This is a genomic window from Streptomyces sp. NPDC056296 (genome assembly GCF_042268605.1).
GTDB lineage: Bacteria > Actinomycetota > Actinomycetes > Streptomycetales > Streptomycetaceae > Streptomyces.
Genome location: NZ_JBHJRX010000005.1, coordinates 1 through 17,312 on the forward strand (window position 1 = coordinate 1; position 17,312 = coordinate 17,312).

Genomic DNA, 17,312 nt, shown 5'->3' on the forward strand with positions numbered 1-17,312 from the left:
GTGGTCGCCGACTCGGAGCCGCCCTGGCGGCCGCCGTCTCCGGTGTCGTCGTCCCGGGTGGGCGGCTGCGGCAGCATGGACTGCAGCGGCGCCACGTCGTCCTCTATGGCGTCGAAGACCGACGACACCTGCTCGCTGACGTCCCCGAGCTGCACGGGCAGGCGCTCGCGCAGTGCTCCCCAGGTTTCCCGGTGGGACTGGGAGAAGGCGGAGAGGGCCTGCATGGGGGCCAGTGAGTCGGGGTCGCGGGCGTAGGCCGCGCTGAGCAGGCGATGGCCCTCGGACGCGTCGTGCCGCATGCCGGACAGGGCGCGGCGGACCTCGCCGAGGGACTCGTGGTCGAGGGGTCCGCTGCGGTCGCGTTCCATCAGCCGGCGTGCTTCGTTCAGCCGGGTCGATGCCAGGTCCAGGTAGGCCCGGCCGCGCTCGTCGTCCCCGTCGGCGAGGCCGAGGCGGAAGTCCTCTATGCCGCGCTTGAGGCCGTAGAGCGAATCGCCGGGCAGGGCGTCCGAACTTGCGGCGGCGACTCCGCCGAAGGCTCCCGCGGCCACGCTCACGCTCAGTCCGCCCGCGGTGAGGCCCTTGGCCAGCCGCGAGCGCGGCCGGAACCTCTTCAGCGGGGCCGCCCGGTGGGTGCCGCGCGCCCTGCGCTGCTCCGGGACCGAAGTGTCCGCCGCCCCGCCGCCCGCGGTGCCCTCTTGCAGCATGGCCTCGAAAGCGGCCACCAGCTGGGCCCGCTGGACGACCTTGACCTCGGGATCCAGCTGGGGCCGGGGCAGCGTCTCCAGACCGGTGGCGAGGGTCAACAGACGACCCTGCTCGGTCGGTTCCGCGGTGGCCCCGGCAGTCGCCGGTCCTCCGGACTGCTCGGTCGCCGCCCCGGGGTCGGACTGCTCCTCCAGAGCCTGGGCGAAGGCGTTCGCCCGCCGGTGTGCCGATACGTTCGCGATCACTGGCGGCACCTCCTCTCGTCATGACGGTCGACTCCCCAGGGGGTCCTGAGGGTTGCACCCCCTGATCGGAACCACCCGATCGTGTGATCGGAGTCGGTCGGGGCGCGACCACAGGGAGCCTGCATCCCGCACAACGAGCGGCGCGGCACTTGGGTTACGGACGGTGGATGATCGGACCGCGGACTCAACCGACTTTCACCGACGGTGATTTGGGGAATGCGGAGGGTTGCGGCGGCGGGTGGGGGTGCGGGTGGGGGCGGGAGTGGTGTGTTGCGGCGCCCCGGGGCGCCCGGGGCTCAGCGTGCGTCGTCCGGCAGCAGCCGGGCGAGGGTGCGCACGGCCCGGTACTGGAGCGTCTTGATGGCGCCCTCGTTCTTGCCCATGACGCGCGCGGTCTCGGCGACCGAGAGGCCCTGGAGGAAGCGCAGGGTCACGCACTCCTGCTGCTGCGGGTTGAGTCGTCGTACGGCGTCCAGCAGGGCGGCGTTGGAGAGTGATTCGAGGACGGAGTCCTCGGGGGACCGCTCGACCTCGTTGGCGTCGAGCATCTCGCCGGTGGTGACCTCCAGCCGGAAGCGGCTGGACTTGAAGTGGTCGGCGACGAGGTTGCGGGCGATGGTCACCAGCCAGGCGCCGAAGTCGCGGCCCTGCCAGGTGAAGGTGCCGATGCGCCTGAGCGCCCGCAGGAAGGTCTCGCTGGTGAGGTCCTCGGCGGTCGCCTTGCCGCCCACGCGGTAGTAGATGTAGCGGTACACGGTGTCGCTGTACTGGTCGTAGAGCCGTCCGAAGGCGTCGGCCTCGCCGGCCTGGGCCCGCTCGACCAGGTCCATCATGCGGGCGCTGTCGCTGTCCGCCGCGGGGCGGCGGTGGGTGGTGGCCGCGGTCCCGGACGAGGACGACCGGGCTCGTCTGCCGACGGCGGCGCTTCCTTCGGCCAGTGCGTAGCACGGACCGGCGGGCACGGCGGCCGCGGCGAGGGCGGGGACGGCATACGCGGTGGGGACAAGGCCGCGCAGCAGGTCTTGGGCTGATTTGACCGTCGCGCGCAGCGTAGCCAGGCCCGAGGCGTCAACCCCGACGTGTGGGTACACGGGACTCCCAGAGGCAGAGCTTCCATCACGTGCAGTACGGAACCATTCACCCGTCGTAGCGAAGGTGGGGTACCGGAATGCGTCTGAGGAGAATAACGCTTCGTGCAGGCACTGCTACGCCCAGTTGCTCAAATCATCGATTACGTCGCTTCTGTGGCCGATTGACGCTCGATCAGATGCTGCAGAGTGATCAGTTAATGACCGGAACGGTTCGGGTTCCTGGTGACTACAGAGCGTGTTGTGGTCGATGTGAGGAAAGTGGACTGGAGAGGGTGTCCCGCGGGTACGTCACATCGATTGGGTCAACGACGGCGGCGGTGCAGCGCGATGGCCGCCGCGGTGCCGCCGGCCACCGCGCCGACGCCCGCGGCCGCGGGGATGCCGACCTTGGCCGCCTTGCGGCCGGTGCGGTAGTCGCGCAGGCGCCACTCCAGCTCGCGGGCGTGCTTGCGCAGCTTGGAGTCCGGGTTGATCGCATAGGGGTGGCCGACCAGCGACAGCATCGGGATGTCGTTGTGGGAGTCGCTGTAGGCGGCGCAGCGGGTCAGGTCCAGGTACTCCGCCGTCGCCAGCGCGCGCACCGCCTCGGCCTTCGCGGGGCCGTGCAGCGGTTCGCCGACCAGCTTGCCCGTGTAGACGCCGCCGATCGACTCGGCCACCGTGCCGAGCGCGCCGGTCAGGCCCAGGCGGCGGGCGATCACCTGGGCGATCTCCACCGGGGCCGCCGTGACCAGCCAGACCTTCTGTCCCGCGTCCAGGTGGGCCTGGGCGAGGGCGCGGGTGCCGGGCCAGATCCGCTCGGCCATGTACTCGTCGTAGATCTCCTCGCCGATCGACTTCAGCTCGGAGACACGGTGGCCCTTGACGATCGACAGGGCGGAGTCGCGGGCGTCCTGCATGTGCTCCGGGTCCTCGAGCCCGGCCAGCCGGAAGTACGCCTGCTGCCAGGCGAACCGGGCGAGGTCGCGGGTCTCGAAGAACTTCCGCTTGTACAGGCCCCGGCCGAAGTGGAAGATCGCGGCGCCCTGCATCACGGTGTTGTCGAGGTCGAAGAAGGCGGCTGCCCTGTCGTCGCCGTGGACCGGGAACTCCGCTTCCACGCCGGTGTCGGGCGCGGTGGCCTCGGTGGACTGCGCGGATTTGCGGGCTGCCTCCGCCGAGGCCTCGCCTGCCAACACGCTCCGCGCCGTGGCGGAGCGCCTACGGGGGGTGAGCCATCGAAGAGCGGCCATGCCCGTGAGCATAGCCAGTTTGTTCGGAGGGTTCGGAGTCGAGAGGTTCGCAGGCTGTGAACTCTGGGCGACCGTGTCGTTGAAGAGGCGCCCGCGCGGGCGCGTCGGCAGCCCGGCCCGGCAGGCGGTCCGCCCGCTGCCGAGGGCTCGGCGTACGCCGTCGTGCGCGCGAGAATGGCCGGCATGAGTCCCCTCTTCCGCCGAAAGCCCTCGCAGACCCCGGGGGCCCCGCAGCCCGCGCAGTCTCATGAGCACTCCGAGAACCATCTCGTCACCCTCATCCGCAAACCCGGTTGTCATCTGTGTGATGACGCACAGCTCGTCGTCGAGAAGGTCTGTGCCGACCTCGGTGTCCCCTGGGAGGGGAAGGACATCACCCAGGACCGCCAACTGCACGACGAGTACTGGGAACAGATCCCGGTCGTCCTCGTCGACGGCAGGCAGCACACCTTCTGGCGTGTGAACGAGGAACGGCTGCGCAAGGCACTGACCGACGAGTCCAAGTAGTCCGGATGGTCGCTTAGGATCGATGGTGACTTGGTCTCGGGGGCGTTGATCGTGAGGAGCGTGTGCGGCTTTGCCCCCGATGGGAGAGGAACGCGTGCGCGTATACGCCGGTTCCCGGTTCGTGCGCCGGGCGCGCGTGAGCCCGGTCACGTTGGCCGGGCAAATCGGACACCATCTTTGTGCACGCGTTCACAAAGACATAGCCTGCATTCGACGGGGCGGTCATGTAGGGACGTATGACCGCCTACAGCCCCGCTCTACCCGCAGGAGCACCGTGGCAACTGGCCGAACACACCGACCGGCGACCCGCAGCCGAGGGATTCCCGAGGCCACCGTCGCCAGGCTTCCGCTGTACCTCCGCGCCCTCACCGCGCTCTCCGAGCGTTCGGTGCCCACGGTCTCCTCCGAGGAGCTGGCGGCCGCGGCGGGAGTCAACTCCGCGAAGCTGCGCAAGGACTTCTCCTACCTCGGCTCCTACGGGACCCGGGGCGTCGGCTACGACGTCGAGTATCTCGTCTACCAGATCTCCCGCGAACTGGGGCTCACCCAGGACTGGCCGGTAGTGATCGTCGGTATCGGTAACCTCGGCGCCGCGCTCGCCAACTACGGCGGCTTCGCGTCCCGCGGTTTCCGGGTCGCCGCGCTGATCGACGCCGATCCGGGAATGGCCGGAAAGCCCGTCGCCGGTATCCCGGTGCAGCACACCGACGAGCTGGAGAAGATCATCCAGGACGACGGTGTCTCGATCGGCGTGATCGCGACCCCCGCCGGTGCCGCCCAGCAGGTCTGCGACCGGCTCGTGGCCGCCGGTGTCACCTCCATCCTCAACTTCGCGCCGACCGTGCTGAACGTCCCCGAGGGCGTCGACGTGCGCAAGGTCGACCTCTCCATCGAGCTGCAGATCCTCGCCTTCCACGAGCAGCGCAAGGCCGGCGAGGAGGCCGCGGCCGACGCCGGCGTCGTGCCGCCCGCCGTCGCCCGCAAGCAGCGGCCCTCCACCGACCAGGGACCCGACGGGGACGTGCCCGCCGTGATGCCGGCATGAGCCTCCTCGTCGTCGGACTGAGCCACCGCAGCGCGCCCGTCAGCGTCCTGGAGCGGGCGTCCCTGAGCGCGGACGCGCAGCTCAAGCTGTTGCAGGACACGGTCGCCGCCGAACCGGCCGCCGAGGCCGCGGTCCTGGCCACCTGCAACCGCATCGAGCTGTACGCCGACGTGGACAAGTTCCACGCCGGTGTCGCCGAGCTGTCCACGCTGCTCGCCCAGCACAGCGGGGTCGGCCTGGAGGAGCTCACTCCTTATCTTTACGTGCACTACGAGGACCGGGCCGTCCACCACCTGTTCTCGGTGGCCTGCGGGCTCGACTCGATGGTCGTGGGCGAGGGCCAGATCCTCGGCCAGATAAAGGACTCCCTGGCCCGGGCGCAGGACCTGCACACCGCCGGCCGGCTCCTGAACGACCTGTTCCAGCAGGCGCTGCGGGTCGGCAAGCGGGCCCACTCCGAGACCGGCATCGACCGCGCCGGGCAGTCCCTGGTCACCTTCGGCCTGGAGCAGCTGGCGGCGGGGGCCGAGGTCCAGACGTGGGTGCGGGGCAAGAAGGCCCTGGTGATCGGCGCCGGCTCGATGTCCTCGCTGGCCGCGGCCACGCTGGCGCGGGCCGGGGTCGCCGAGATCGTGGTCGCCAACCGCACCTTCGAGCGGGCCGAGCGGCTCGCGAGGATCCTGACCGAGGGCGACGACACGGACGTGCTGGCCCGCGCGGTACCGATGGACTCGGTGCCGGGCGAGCTGACACGTGCCGACGTGGCCGTCTCCTGCACCGGTGCGACCGGGATCGTCCTCACGGCCGACGCCGTGGCGGCCACGGTGGAGGGCCGTACCGGCGCCCCCGCCGCCGAGCTCGGCGACGCGCACTCCGAGGCCGACGCCGGCGTCGGCGCCGTACGGGAGGCGGCCGAAACGTCGCTGCCGGGTGCCGGTACGGACGAGAACTGTCCGCTCGACCTGTCCCCCGTACCGACCGGCTTCTCCGTCATGGGTGAGGCCGCCGTGGCCGGCATGGACGCGGCGACGCTGGAGCAGCACGGGGCCTGGGCCGCGGGCGGCGCGGTCGCGGACCGGACGCGCGAGGCCGGACGGCCGGGCGCCGAGGCGGACGCCGAGCTGATCACCGCGCTCGCCGCGACGGCCGCGAGTGTCGGGCGCATCCCCGAGCGGCGGCGGCCCGAGCCGGTCGCCGAGGTGCCGCGCCCGCAGCCCGTGCTCTTCCTGCTCGACCTCGCCATGCCGCGCGACATCGACGCCGCCGTGCACCGGCTGGCCGGGGTGCGCCTGGTGGACATCGAGTCGCTCGCCGACGCGTCCGCGGACGCACCCATGGCCGCCGACGTCGACATGGTCCGCCGGATCGTCGCCGACGAGGTCGCCGCGTTCGGTGCCGCCCAGCGGGCCGCGCACATCACGCCCACCGTGGTCGCGCTGCGCAGCATGGCCGCGGATGTCGTGGCCGGTGAGATCGCCCGCCTCGAAGGGCGGCTGCCGGGCCTGGACGGCAAACACCGCGCCGAGATCACCCAGACCGTCAAGCGTGTGGTCGACAAGCTGCTGCACGCGCCGACGGTACGGGTCAAGCAGCTCGCCGCCGAGCCCGGCGGTGCCGGGTACGCGGACGCGCTGCGCACCCTGTTCGACCTCGACCCCGAGACGGTGGCCTCCGTCTCCCGCGCCGAGAACAGCACTGAGAAGAACCGAGGGCCGGCATGACTGAGAAGGCACTGAGGCTGGGGACCAGGCGAAGTAAGCTCGCCATGGCCCAGTCCGGGCAGGTGGCGGACGCCGTGAGCCAGGTGACCGGTCGGCCCGTTGAGCTGGTCGAGATCACCACGTACGGGGATGTCTCCCGCGAGGCGCTCGCGCAGATCGGCGGCACGGGCGTGTTCGTGGCCGCGCTGCGCGACGCGCTGCTGCGGGGCGAGGTGGACTTCGCGGTTCACTCGCTCAAGGACCTCCCCACCGCGCAGCACGAGGGCCTGGTGGTGGCCGCCGTTCCGGAGCGCGAGGACCCGCGGGACGTGGTCGTCGCCCGGGACGCGCGCAAGCTCACCGACCTGCCCCGCGGGGCGCGGATAGGTACGGGCGCGCCGCGACGCATGGCGCAGCTGAACGCGTACGCCCGCACCCACGGGCTGGAGATCGAGACGGTCCCGATCCGGGGCAACGTCGACACCCGCATCGGGTACGTCCGCAGCGGTGAGCTCGACGCGGTCGTGCTGGCCGCCGCCGGGCTGAACCGGGTGGGCCGCATCGACGAGGTGACCGACTTCCTGTCGGTCGACACGGTTCTGCCCGCCCCCGGCCAGGGGGCACTCGCGATCGAGTGCGCGGCGGACAACGCCTCGCTGATCGCCGCGCTCGCCGAACTCGACGACCCGTACACGCGGGTCGCCGTGACGGCCGAGCGGTCACTGCTCGCCGCCCTGGAGGCCGGCTGCAGCGCCCCGGTGGGCGCGCTTGCCGACCTCCTGGCCGACGGGCAGATTGTCAAGGAAATGCGCCTGCGCGGCGTCGTCGGCACGACCGACGGCTCGACGCTGGTGCAGCTGTCCACCACCGGTCCCGTGCCTGAAACGCACGAGGCGGCACTGGCACTCGGTCGCGAACTCGCCACCGAGATGCTCGCCCAGGGCGCGGCCGGTCTGATGGGGGAGCGAGCACAGTGAGCCCCACCACCTTTACCGCCGGTCCGGAACACGGGCACGTCACCTTCCTGGGTGCCGGACCCGGAGATCCGGGACTGCTGACTCTGCGCGCCGTGGAGGCACTGGCGCACGCGGACGTCCTCGTCGCCGAGCACGAGGTGCTCGACGTCGTACGCACGCACGCGAGGCAGGGCGTGTCGGAAGTGCACACGGACACCGATCCCTCGGATCCGGGCACAAGCGCGCCCCAGCTGAAGGTAGTTGACGGAGCGTCAACGACCTCGGGCGTCCCCGCCGTGCGGGATGCCGCACATCTTGTCATGGAGGCCGCACGGGGCGGCAGGCGGGTCGTGCGTGCGGTGACCGGGGACCCCGGGCTCGACACGTACGCCGCCGAGGAGATGCTGGCGTGCGCCGCGGCCGGCGTGCCCTTCGAGGTCGTCCCCGGTATCGCGAACGCCGTCGGCGTGCCCGCGTACGCCGGTGTTCCGCTGCGGGACGCCGAGGGCGCCGACGTGCGGTTCGTGGACGCCCGTACGGCGTCGGGCCGCTGCTGGACCGAGGTCGGTGCCTCCGACGGGACGGTAGTCGTGTCGACGACGCTCGACTCGGTGGCCGCGGCCGCCGGTGAGCTGGTGTCGGCCGGCCGCAAGCCGGACACCCCGATGACGGTGACGATCGCCGGTACGACGACCCGGCAGCGCACCTGGTCCGCCACCCTCGGCACGGTCGCGCAGACGCTGAAGCAGGCGAAGGTGCTGCCGTCCCCGGACGGTGGCCGGCCGGTGATAGCCGTGGTCGGCGAGCGTTCCGCCGCCGCCCGGCGCGACCAACTGTCGTGGTTCGAGTCCAAGCCGCTGTTCGGCTGGAAGGTCCTCGTGCCGCGCACGAAGGAGCAGGCGGCGTCGCTCTCCGACCAGCTGCGCTCGTACGGCGCCGTGCCGCACGAGGTGCCGACCATCGCCGTCGAGCCGCCGCGCACACCCCAGCAGATGGAGCGGGCGGTCAAGGGCCTGGTGACGGGCCGGTACGAGTGGATCGCGTTCACGTCGGTCAACGCGGTGAAGGCGGTCCGGGAGAAGTTCGAGGAGTACGGTCTCGACGCCCGTGCCTTCGCGGGCATCAAGGTCGCCGCGGTCGGCGAGCAGACCGCGAACGCGCTGATCGCCTTCGGTGTGAAGCCGGACCTGGTGCCGAGCGGGGAGCAGTCGGCCGCCGGTCTGCTGGAGGACTGGCCGCCGTACGACCCGGTCTTCGACCCGATCGACCGTGTCTTCCTCCCGCGTGCCGACATCGCGACCGAGACGCTGGTCGCGGGGCTGATCGAGCTGGGCTGGGAGGTCGACGACGTCACCGCCTACCGGACGGTGCGCGCGTCGCCGCCGCCGGCCACGACCCGCGAGGCGATCAAGGGCGGCGGCTTCGACGCGGTGCTCTTCACGTCGTCGTCCACGGTGCGCAACCTGGTCGGTATCGCGGGCAAGCCGCACAACGTGACGGTGATCGCGTGCATCGGCCCGGCGACGGCCAAGACGGCCGAGGAGCACGGTCTGCGGGTGGACGTCATGGCCCCCGAGCCGTCCGTCCACAAGCTGGCGGAGGCCCTGGCCGACTTCGGCCTGCGGCGCCGCGCGTCGGCCTTGGAGGCCGGGGATCCGGTGACGCGGCCGAGCGAGCGGCGGCCGGGGGCGCGGAGGCGGCGGTCTTCGACCTGAGGTGACGTGAGGTGAGGTGAGGCGGGGCGCTCTTTGCGGGGCGCCCCGCTTGCGATCAGCCCTCGGCCTCTGCGGCGTACGGCAGGAAGGTCGCCCAGGTGGCGGGGGTGAGGGCGAGGCGGGGGCCTTGGGGGGTTTTGGAGTCGCGGACGAGAATGCGGTGAGGGGCGGCGGCCACCTCGACGCAGGACGGGCCGTCGTCCGAGCTGTAGCTGCTCTTTATCCACTCCAGCTTGCCATCGGCTCCGTCAGAGGGCTTGAGGGTCATAACTCTCCCAGCACTTTCTCGATGAAGGCCAGCGACTCTCGTGGTGTGAGAGCCTGCGCGCGGATAATCCCATAGCGCATGTCGAGGACCGTGGTCTCTTTCGGGTCGGTGATCACGCGGTTGGTCAGCTGAACTTCGTTCAGGCCCACGGTCGTCCCGTCCTTGAGCTTGAGCAGTCGCAAGGGGCCGCCGAGGCCCGAGTTCTCTTCTCGGCTCAGCGGGAGGACCTGTAGGTCCACGTTCCGCGTGCGGGCCACACCTGACAACCGCTCGATCTGGCTGCGCATCACCATCTTGCCCCCGATCAAACGGCGCAGCGTCGCCTCGCACAGCACGAAGCTGAAGAGCGGACGAGCCGTTGGGCTGCAGAGGATCTCCTGACGAGCGAGCCGAGCGGCTACTCGCTGCTCCAACTCTTCCTCCGCGAACTGCGGTCGTCGTGAGCCGAACACGGCTCGTGCGTATGCCTCGGTCTGTAACAGCCCGTCTACGACCGAGTTGTTGTAGGAGCAGATCTCCACGGCCTCGGCCTCGAGCCGCTTAACATCCCGTACCTTCTTCGGATACCGGGCTTCCGTCACGTCCCCCTTCATCGCGGCAATCTTCCCGCCCGCGCCCAACACCTCGTCCGCGCGGTCCAGATACTCCGGCCGGGGAATCCGCCGCCCCCGCTCCACCGAGGACACCAGGTCCTCGCCGTACCCGATCGATGCCCCGAACTCGGCCTGGGTGAGGCCTGCCGACTCTCGCCACAGCTTCAACTGCCGCGTGACGGTTCGCATCACCGCCCCGGCTTCCTCGTCGTCCGGCCCTGCTTCCCACTCACTCATGTCCGCAGCCCTCCCGCAATCACGACCGCACGGTCCGGTCGTCTTCACAACGTAAGCACGTCCGATCACACTGGGTGACGTAACCGGAGAATCTCCACCCTTCGACCGTGTCGCCCGGGCCTGCGTTGACAGGCGGCGGGCGGGTGCGTGTAATGGGGGCGGTGCCGCGTGGCGCCGGTCAAAGAGCAGTGGGCCGGCCGGCGATCGGGCGAGCGCCCTCACTCAAGGGGTACGTGTTGAGTTCCTGCTCCGCGCCCTGACATGACGTAGCGCGTTCGCACGTCGTCGTCCCTCTCTCCCTTCATGGAGACACAGAAACGTATGCCCACGTCACCTTCGCGGCCTTCGCGGCCTTCGCGGCCTTCCGAGTCGTTCCAGTCTTTCCATCAGTCCGTCATTGACGAGTTCCGCGCCAACGGGGGGAAGGTCGGTGGCCCCTTCGAGGGCGGGGACCTGCTTCTGCTGACGACCACCGGCGCCCGGTCGGGAGCCTCGCGGACCACCCCCCTCGGATACGTCCGCCACGGGGACTCGCTCCTGGTCGTCGGGTCCAACCTCGGCGGTCCGCGGCATCCCGGCTGGTACCACAACCTGCTCGCCCATCCCGTGGTCCGGGTCGAGATCGGCACCCGTTCCTTCGAGGCCCTCGCGGTCCCCGCCGAAGGCGCCCGGCGCGAGGAGCTGTTCGCGCACGTCGTGCGGGCGGAGCCCGGCTACGGCGACTACCAGGCCGGAACCGATCGGCTCCTGCCGGTCGTGGTGCTGGAGCGAGCCGAGCCCGACGGCTGGGAGGGGCCCGGCGAGGTCCGCACCCTCGCCGACAAGCTCATGGAGGTCCACACCTGGCTGCGGGCGCAATTGGCCCAGGTGCGGGCGGAGGTCGACGCGCACTTCGCCGCGCGTGCCGCGCACCAGGGGGCCGGTGCGCCGCCGGCACCGGGGCTCGGGTTGCAGATCCGGCAGCGGTGCCTGGCGTTCTGTCAGGCGCTGGAGTTCCATCACGCGAGTGAGGACGGGCACTTGTTCCCGGGCATCGCCCGTCACCATCCCCACCTGACCGACGTCTTCGACCGGCTCGACGGCGAACACCGCACGGTCGCCCGCATCCAGGGTGAGCTGGCGGCGCTGCTGGCCGGCATCGCCATCGCCGATCCGCGGCGCTTCCGTACGGAACTGGCGGCGATGTCGGCGGAGCTGAACGCGCACCTCGACTACGAGGAGCATGCGCTGCTTCCGCTGCTGGCCGATGTGCCGTGGCCGCCGGTCATGCCCTGACGCGGGCGTCGTCCGGGCCCGTCGAGCCGACCGCGGAAGCTCGGCCGCGCCGAGGAACAGGGGTCGCGTGGGCCGACTCCCCGTCGGCAAAGGCACGGGTGGGGCGGGCGTAGCGTAGGAGGTATGTCGACGTACGGTTCCTTTCCCGGCACCCGGCCCCGGCGGCTGCGGAGCACTCCTGTCATGCGTCGGATGGTCGCCGAGACCCGGTTGCACCCCGCCGACTTCATCCTCCCGGCCTTCGTGCGCGAGGGCGTGGGCGAGCCGGTGCCGATCGCGGCGATGCCCGGGGTCGTGCAGCACACCCGGGACACGCTGAAGAAGGCCGCCGCGGAGGCGGTCGAGGCGGGGGTCTCCGGGATCATGCTCTTCGGGGTGCCCGAGGAGGAGAAGAAGGACGCCGCCGGGACGGCGGGCACCGACCCCGACGGGATTCTGCAGGTCGCCCTGCGTGACGTGCGGGCCGAGGTCGGGGACGAGCTGCTCGTCATGTCCGACCTGTGCCTCGACGAGTTCACGGATCACGGGCACTGCGGGGTGCTGGACGCTCAGGGGCGGGTCGACAACGACGCCACCCTTGAGCGGTACGCCGAGATGGCGCAGGTGCAGGCCGACGCGGGCGCCCATGTGGTCGGGCCGAGCGGGATGATGGACGGGCAGATCGGCGTCGTCCGTGACGCGCTCGACCAGATCGGGCGGGAGGACGTCGCCATCCTCGCCTACACCGCCAAGTACGCGTCCGCCTTCTACGGGCCCTTCCGCGAGGCCGTCGGGTCCTCGCTCAAGGGCGACCGGAAGACCTACCAGCAGGACGCCGCCAACGTGCGGGATTCGATGCGGGAACTGGCCCTCGACCTGGAGGAGGGCGCCGACATGGTGATGGTCAAGCCGGCCGGTCCCTACCTCGACATCGTGGCCAAGGTCGCCGAGGCCGTGGACGTGCCCGTCGCCGCCTACCAGATCTCCGGCGAGTACTCGATGATCGAGGCCGCCGCCGAGAAGGGCTGGATCGACCGCGACCGGGCCATCCTGGAGGCGCTCACCGGCATCAAGCGGGCCGGTGCGCGCAACATCCTGACCTACTGGGCCACCGAGGTCGCTCGCACACTGCGCTGAGCGGCGACCTCGACCGGTGCCTGGTGCAAGGGGTGCGTGGGGTGTGGGCACCCGCACCCCTTCAGTACCCGAGGGCTGCGTCCATGCTGGTCTGCCAGTAGGTGACCGTCAGCGCGGTGTCGACGTACACGCCGCCGGACGGCAGGGCGACCGTGGCGATGGAGCCGTCCTCGAAGGGGATCGTGAGGGTCTTCGTCTCGTAGCCGTTCTCGCCGCTGCCGTCGCCGGACGACAGCACCACACCGGCGTAGCCGGACTTGCCGGGCTCGACGCCGGTCAGCGACTGCGGCTTGGTCGCCTCCGCGACCGGCGGCACGGACTGGGCCTCGCCGAAGCGCGCCGCCGGGTACGGGGGCAGCATGCAGGTCTTCGAGCCGGTGTTGGTGGCGGTCAGCAGGAGGTGGTTGATCGGGCGGGACACCTTCGTCGCGGTGATCTTCACGTCGGAGGCGGAGCACTTTCCGGGCATGTCCCCGTCGTCCTGGCCGTCCGAGTCCGACGCGCCGGTGTTCGAGGAGCCGGACTCCGACGACCCGGAGCCCGACGATCCCGAGTCCGTGGCGTCGCCGCCGTCGGCGGAGCCATTCGCGGCGTCGGATCCCTCGCCGCCGTCCGAATCGCTCCCGCCGGTGGACGGCTTGGCCTGTTCGCCGGCCGGGACGGAGGAGGACCCGGCCGGGGCGCCCGTGTCCGATCCCTCGCCCTCACAGGCCGTCAGGGCGAGTGCGGCCAGCGCGACCGTGGTGGCGGCGAACAGGCGGGTGCGGCGGGTGGTGCGTGCGGACATGAGAGGTCCCCTTCGGGTGGAGTCGAGGTGAGCCGCTCGACCGTTGGCCGGGAGCGGCTGCTTGGATGACCACAGCTTGGGTCGGGGGCCGTCCCGGTCGCCAGCGGTGCCGGGACATGCGGGACGCTGGGACGCTGGGAGCGGCTCTGACCTGCTGAAACGGTGTTCCGCTGGGATGCCGTACGGGGATATGGGAGAGGGAGAGTCGGGTGGCGGGGGACGACTTCGCGGTACTGCTGCGGGAGCTGAAGGAGCGGTCCGGGCTCAGCTACGGGGCACTGGGCAAGCGGCTGCACATGAGTGCGTCGACCCTCCACCGATACGTCAGCGGGGAGGTCGTGCCCACCGAGTTCGCCCCCGTCGAACGCCTCGCGCGCGTATGCCGGGCGACCTCCGAGGAACTGCTCGAACTCCACCGCCGCTGGATCCGCGCGGACGCGCTGCGCGGCGTGAAGAAGGAGGAGACCGAGGAGAAGGAGCAGGCGCTCACGCCGCACGAACCGCCCGCCCCCGGCGCCCCGCCCACGCCCCGCGAACCCGCCCCGCCCCGTCGCCGGGTCCCGCGCGCCGCGCTCTACGCCGCGACCGGCGTCGTCGCCGTCAGTGCCGCCGTGGCGCTCGTGGCGAACCTCGTGTCGGGCACCGACGGCGGCGGGCGGCACGGTCCGGCCGGGGCGGCCGCGGAGACCTCCGCGTCGGTGTCCGGGACCTCGACCGCCGGGTCGGCGTCCCCGAGCGCGAGCGCCTCCTCGTCGCCGTCCGCGTCCTCGTCCGCGTCCCGGTCCGGGTCGCCCTCCGCGTCCGCGTCGCAGCCGGGCACGGCCACGCCGAGCCGCCGCGCACCCGCCGACGGTCCCGTGCTCACCGTGTCGACCACCCCGTACCACTGGGACGTGCCCTGCGAGCACGCGTTCCTGGTCGACCGCAGCCCGCAGAACGTGCCGGAGCCGCCCGCCCAGCAGGACGCGGTCGGCTGGGCCACCCCCCTCGGCGCGGTCTCCGCGAACCGGCAGATGGCCGTCCTCACCGTGCAGGGCACCGGCGCGGAGACGGTGGTCCTGAAGGACCTGCACGTCCGCGTGGTGAGCAGCAAGCCGGCGCTGGACTGGAAGCAGTACGTGATGGGCAACGGCTGCGGCGGCCAGGTGGACACCGGGTCCTTCGACGTCTCCCTCGACCTGGGCAACCCCCTGGTGACGCCGGTCTCCGGACAGCGCGACTTACCGTACAGCGTCAGCGAGTCCGACCCTGAGGTCTTCAAGGTCAACGCGCACACCAGCGGCCACGACGTCAGCTGGTACCTGGAGTTGGAGTGGTCCAGCGGCGCGCGGCACGGCACCGTGCGCGTCGACGACCACGGCAAGCCGTTCCGCACCAGCGCCTCCCTGGACGGCTCCTACTACGCGTACCCCCTCGGCGGCGACGGCTGGGAGCTGGTCGAGGGCGACTGAGGCGGGGGCGGGGCGGGGAAGGTGCGGATGGCGGATCGCCGTCAAGTCGCTGCGGGGGCCGGGTAACGACATCGAGCGCTTCTCCACGGAGACCGGGCTGGAGCTCGCGGCCGGCGGTCGCACGGGTGTCCGGATCGCGGAAAGTCGCCTGTAGACGGCACGTACTTCCTTAGGGTGCGGGCATGACCGTGACTGAGAACGTGTCCGCCCCACCCGCGCCACCGGCCCCACTCGCCGCTTCCGCCTCGTCCGCCCCCCCGCCGCCGCTCGCCGCGCGGACCCGGTCGGTCGGCGGTTCGCCCGTGCGGGACATCCTCGCCGTCACCGCCCGCCCCGAGGTGATCAACTTCGCGGGCGGGCTGCCGGCCCCGGAGCTGTTCGACGCGGAGGGCATCGCCGCCGCGTACCGGGACGTCCTCGCCGAGGTGCCCGCGCGGGCGCTCCAGTACTCCACCACCGAGGGCGAGCCCGTTCTGCGGGCCGTGCTCGCCGCCCGCACCTCGGCGCGCGGACTGGACACCGACGCCGACGACATCCTCGTCACCACCGGCTCGCAGCAGGCGCTGTCGCTCCTCGCCACCGCCCTGCTCGAACCCGGCGACACCGTGCTCGTCGAGAGCCCCTGCTACCTGGCCGCGCTCCAGGCCTTCGGCCTCGCGGGCGCCCGGGTCGTCGCCGTGCCCGGGGACGAGGACGGGATCGACCCCGAGGCGCTGGAGGAGCTGGTGCTGCGCGAGCGCCCCAAGCTGCTCTACACCGTCCCCACCTTCCAGAACCCCACCGGCCGCACCATGCCCGCCGCCCGCCGGGCCGCCGTGGCCGAGGTCGTCGGCCGGTGCGGGCTGTGGATCGTCGAGGACGACCCGTACGGCGAGCTGCGTTTCGAGGGCGAGCGGGTGCCGTGGATCGCCTCCTACGAGGGTGCCCGGGACCGGACCGTGCTGCTGGGGTCCTTCTCCAAGGTCATGGCACCCGGCCTGCGCCTCGGCTGGCTGCGGGCGCCCGCCGGACTGCGCCGGGCCTGTGCGGTGGCCAAGCAGGCCGCCGACCTGCACACCCCGACCGTCAACCAGCTCGCCGCCGCCCGTTACCTGGCCGACCGGGACCTGGACGCCCACGTCGCGCGCGTCGCCGCCGCCTACGGCGCACGCCGGGACGCCATGCTCGCGGGGCTGGCGGAGGCGCTCCCGGCGGGGTCGGCGTGGGCGCGCCCCGAGGGCGGCATGTTCCTGTGGGCGCGCCTGCCGGAGCGGTACGACACCACGGCGCTGCTCCCCGGGGTGGTCCGGCACGACGTCGCGTACGTCCCCGGCGCTCCCTTCCACGCCGGCGAGCCCGACCGCGCCACGCTGCGGCTGTGCTTCGTCACGCAGGCGCCGGACCAGATCGCGGAGGGGCTGCGGCGGCTGGGGGAGGGGCTGCGGGAGGCGTCGGGAGAGGCGTCGCGGGAGGCGTAGGCCCCTGGCCCAGGTCCAAGAGCCGAGGCGCGGGCGCCGCACCCGCGCTTACGGTGAGGCCATGCCTGACAGCGCACGGACGACGACGGACTTCGACCTCGACGAGTACCTCGACGCGTACCTCGACCGGATCGGATGGGAGGGGGAGCGGCCCGCCGTCGACGCGGACACGTTGCGCGGCCTGCAGCTCGCGCACCTGAGGGCCGTCCCGTTCGAGAACCTCGACGCCCTCGCCGGTACGGCACCCTCCCTCGAACTCGCCGACCTGACGGCCAAGCTGGTGCACGGCCGTCGGCGCGGCGGCTACTGCTACGAGCACAACACGCTGTTCGCGGCGGCCCTGGAGGCGCTGGGATTCGGGGTGACCCGGCTGACCGCCCGGGTCGTCGTCGGCGCGGACCGCTTCGAGGACCGCCCGCGCACCCACATGGCGCTCCTGGTGGAGATCCCCGGCGACCCACGGCCTTACCTGGCCGACGTCGGTTTCGGAGCGATCGGTTCCTTGCTGGAGCCGGTGCCGCTGACGGCGGACACCGAGTTCCACGACGCCGGCCGCCGGCACCGGCTGGTGCACGTACCGCACCGGGGGCCGCTGGAGATGTGGGTGCTGGAGGCGTACCGGCAGGCGTCCACGGGCGGTTGGGCGGCCCAGTACGCCTTCACCCTGGAGCCGTTCGAGCGGTCCGACTACGAGATGATCAACTGGCACGTCGCCACGAACCCGCGCTCTCCGTTCTCCCGGCGCCCCTACGTCCAGCGCCTCATGCCCGACCGGCACGTGCTGCTCGACGGCGACCGCGTCACCGAGACCCGCGACGACGGCACGGTCACCGAGCGGAAGCTGACGGACGAGGCCGAGGCCCGCCGGGTGCTGGCGGAGGACTTCGGCATCGACGCGCCCGAGGGTCTGACGCTGCTGGGATGAGGGC

Annotated in this window: 16 protein-coding genes; 10 read left to right on the forward strand and 6 right to left on the reverse strand. The window is 71.9% G+C overall.

All coding sequences use genetic code 11. From position 1 onward, the window contains the following. The 3 genes from ACFCZF_RS04930 to ACFCZF_RS04940 all read right to left on the reverse strand — a co-directional run. A partial coding sequence (locus ACFCZF_RS04930; RefSeq protein WP_376670448.1) for a DUF5667 domain-containing protein occupies positions 1–953 on the reverse strand: 953 nt, incomplete at its 3' end. A 296-nt stretch (positions 954–1,249) separates the two neighbouring features. Further along, positions 1,250–2,044: an ECF subfamily RNA polymerase sigma factor, BldN family gene (locus ACFCZF_RS04935; RefSeq protein ID WP_375922173.1), complete on the reverse strand. Its 795-nt coding sequence runs from the start codon at positions 2,042–2,044 to the stop codon at positions 1,250–1,252. 302 nt (positions 2,045–2,346) lie between these two features. Beyond that, positions 2,347–3,276: an HAD family hydrolase gene (locus ACFCZF_RS04940; RefSeq protein ID WP_375922176.1), complete on the reverse strand. Its 930-nt coding sequence runs from the start codon at positions 3,274–3,276 to the stop codon at positions 2,347–2,349. Between the two features lie 174 nt (positions 3,277–3,450). Between ACFCZF_RS04940 and ACFCZF_RS04945 the strand changes: the two genes are divergently transcribed. The 5 genes from ACFCZF_RS04945 to ACFCZF_RS04965 all read left to right on the forward strand — a co-directional run bounded on the left by ACFCZF_RS04945 (position 3,451) and on the right by ACFCZF_RS04965 (position 9,199). Beyond that, positions 3,451–3,783: a glutaredoxin family protein gene (locus tag ACFCZF_RS04945; RefSeq protein WP_375922179.1), complete on the forward strand. Its 333-nt coding sequence runs from the start codon at positions 3,451–3,453 to the stop codon at positions 3,781–3,783. Positions 3,784–4,057: 274 nt separating this feature from the next. Next, positions 4,058–4,828 (forward strand): redox-sensing transcriptional repressor Rex, encoded by a 771-nt coding sequence (locus ACFCZF_RS04950; RefSeq protein WP_375922182.1) that lies wholly within the window; start codon positions 4,058–4,060, stop codon positions 4,826–4,828. Beyond that, the gene (locus tag ACFCZF_RS04955) at positions 4,825–6,549 is read left to right on the forward strand and encodes a glutamyl-tRNA reductase (RefSeq protein ID WP_376670449.1); all 1,725 of its coding nucleotides are present in this window, start codon (positions 4,825–4,827) and stop codon (positions 6,547–6,549) included. Before ACFCZF_RS04950 ends, ACFCZF_RS04955 begins: the two co-directional genes overlap by 4 nt. Next, the gene (gene hemC / locus ACFCZF_RS04960) at positions 6,546–7,505 is read left to right on the forward strand and encodes a hydroxymethylbilane synthase (RefSeq protein WP_376670450.1); all 960 of its coding nucleotides are present in this window, start codon (positions 6,546–6,548) and stop codon (positions 7,503–7,505) included. The genes ACFCZF_RS04955 and hemC overlap by 4 nt, the downstream gene beginning before the upstream one ends. After that, on the forward strand, positions 7,502–9,199 hold the full coding sequence (locus ACFCZF_RS04965; protein WP_376670451.1) for a uroporphyrinogen-III synthase: 1,698 nt from the start codon (positions 7,502–7,504) through the stop codon (positions 9,197–9,199). Before hemC ends, ACFCZF_RS04965 begins: the two co-directional genes overlap by 4 nt. Positions 9,200–9,254: 55 nt before the next feature. Here the strand turns inward: ACFCZF_RS04965 and ACFCZF_RS04970 are convergent, their stop codons facing one another. Then, on the reverse strand, positions 9,255–9,467 hold the full coding sequence (locus ACFCZF_RS04970; protein WP_375922193.1) for a DUF397 domain-containing protein: 213 nt from the start codon (positions 9,465–9,467) through the stop codon (positions 9,255–9,257). Beyond that, positions 9,464–10,297 (reverse strand): helix-turn-helix transcriptional regulator, encoded by an 834-nt coding sequence (locus ACFCZF_RS04975; protein ID WP_376670452.1) that lies wholly within the window; start codon positions 10,295–10,297, stop codon positions 9,464–9,466. The genes ACFCZF_RS04970 and ACFCZF_RS04975 overlap by 4 nt, the downstream gene beginning before the upstream one ends. Before the next feature lie 321 nt (positions 10,298–10,618). On the opposite strand from ACFCZF_RS04975, the gene ACFCZF_RS04980 reads away from it, so the two are divergent. Together ACFCZF_RS04980 and hemB are read left to right on the forward strand one after the other, a co-directional pair. Next, positions 10,619–11,572 (forward strand): nitroreductase/quinone reductase family protein, encoded by a 954-nt coding sequence (locus ACFCZF_RS04980; RefSeq protein WP_376670453.1) that lies wholly within the window; start codon positions 10,619–10,621, stop codon positions 11,570–11,572. Between the two features lie 123 nt (positions 11,573–11,695). Next, positions 11,696–12,688 (forward strand): porphobilinogen synthase, encoded by a 993-nt coding sequence (hemB, locus tag ACFCZF_RS04985; protein WP_376670454.1) that lies wholly within the window; start codon positions 11,696–11,698, stop codon positions 12,686–12,688. A 61-nt stretch (positions 12,689–12,749) separates the two neighbouring features. Here hemB and ACFCZF_RS04990 read toward each other — a convergent pair whose 3' ends face one another. Then, the gene (locus ACFCZF_RS04990; protein WP_376670455.1) at positions 12,750–13,475 is read right to left on the reverse strand and encodes a DUF4232 domain-containing protein; all 726 of its coding nucleotides are present in this window, start codon (positions 13,473–13,475) and stop codon (positions 12,750–12,752) included. Positions 13,476–13,684: 209 nt separating this feature from the next. Between ACFCZF_RS04990 and ACFCZF_RS04995 the strand changes: the two genes are divergently transcribed. The 3 genes from ACFCZF_RS04995 to ACFCZF_RS05005 all read left to right on the forward strand — a co-directional run bounded on the left by ACFCZF_RS04995 (position 13,685) and on the right by ACFCZF_RS05005 (position 17,308). Next, positions 13,685–14,926, forward strand: coding sequence for a helix-turn-helix domain-containing protein (locus ACFCZF_RS04995; RefSeq protein ID WP_376670456.1), 1,242 nt, complete (start codon positions 13,685–13,687; stop codon positions 14,924–14,926). Positions 14,927–15,108: 182 nt separating this feature from the next. After that, positions 15,109–16,383, forward strand: a complete 1,275-nt coding sequence (locus tag ACFCZF_RS05000) for a PLP-dependent aminotransferase family protein (protein WP_376670457.1) — start codon at positions 15,109–15,111, stop codon at positions 16,381–16,383. Between the two features lie 61 nt (positions 16,384–16,444). Next, on the forward strand, positions 16,445–17,308 hold the full coding sequence (locus ACFCZF_RS05005; protein WP_376670458.1) for an arylamine N-acetyltransferase: 864 nt from the start codon (positions 16,445–16,447) through the stop codon (positions 17,306–17,308). Positions 17,309–17,312: the final 4 nt, after the last annotated feature.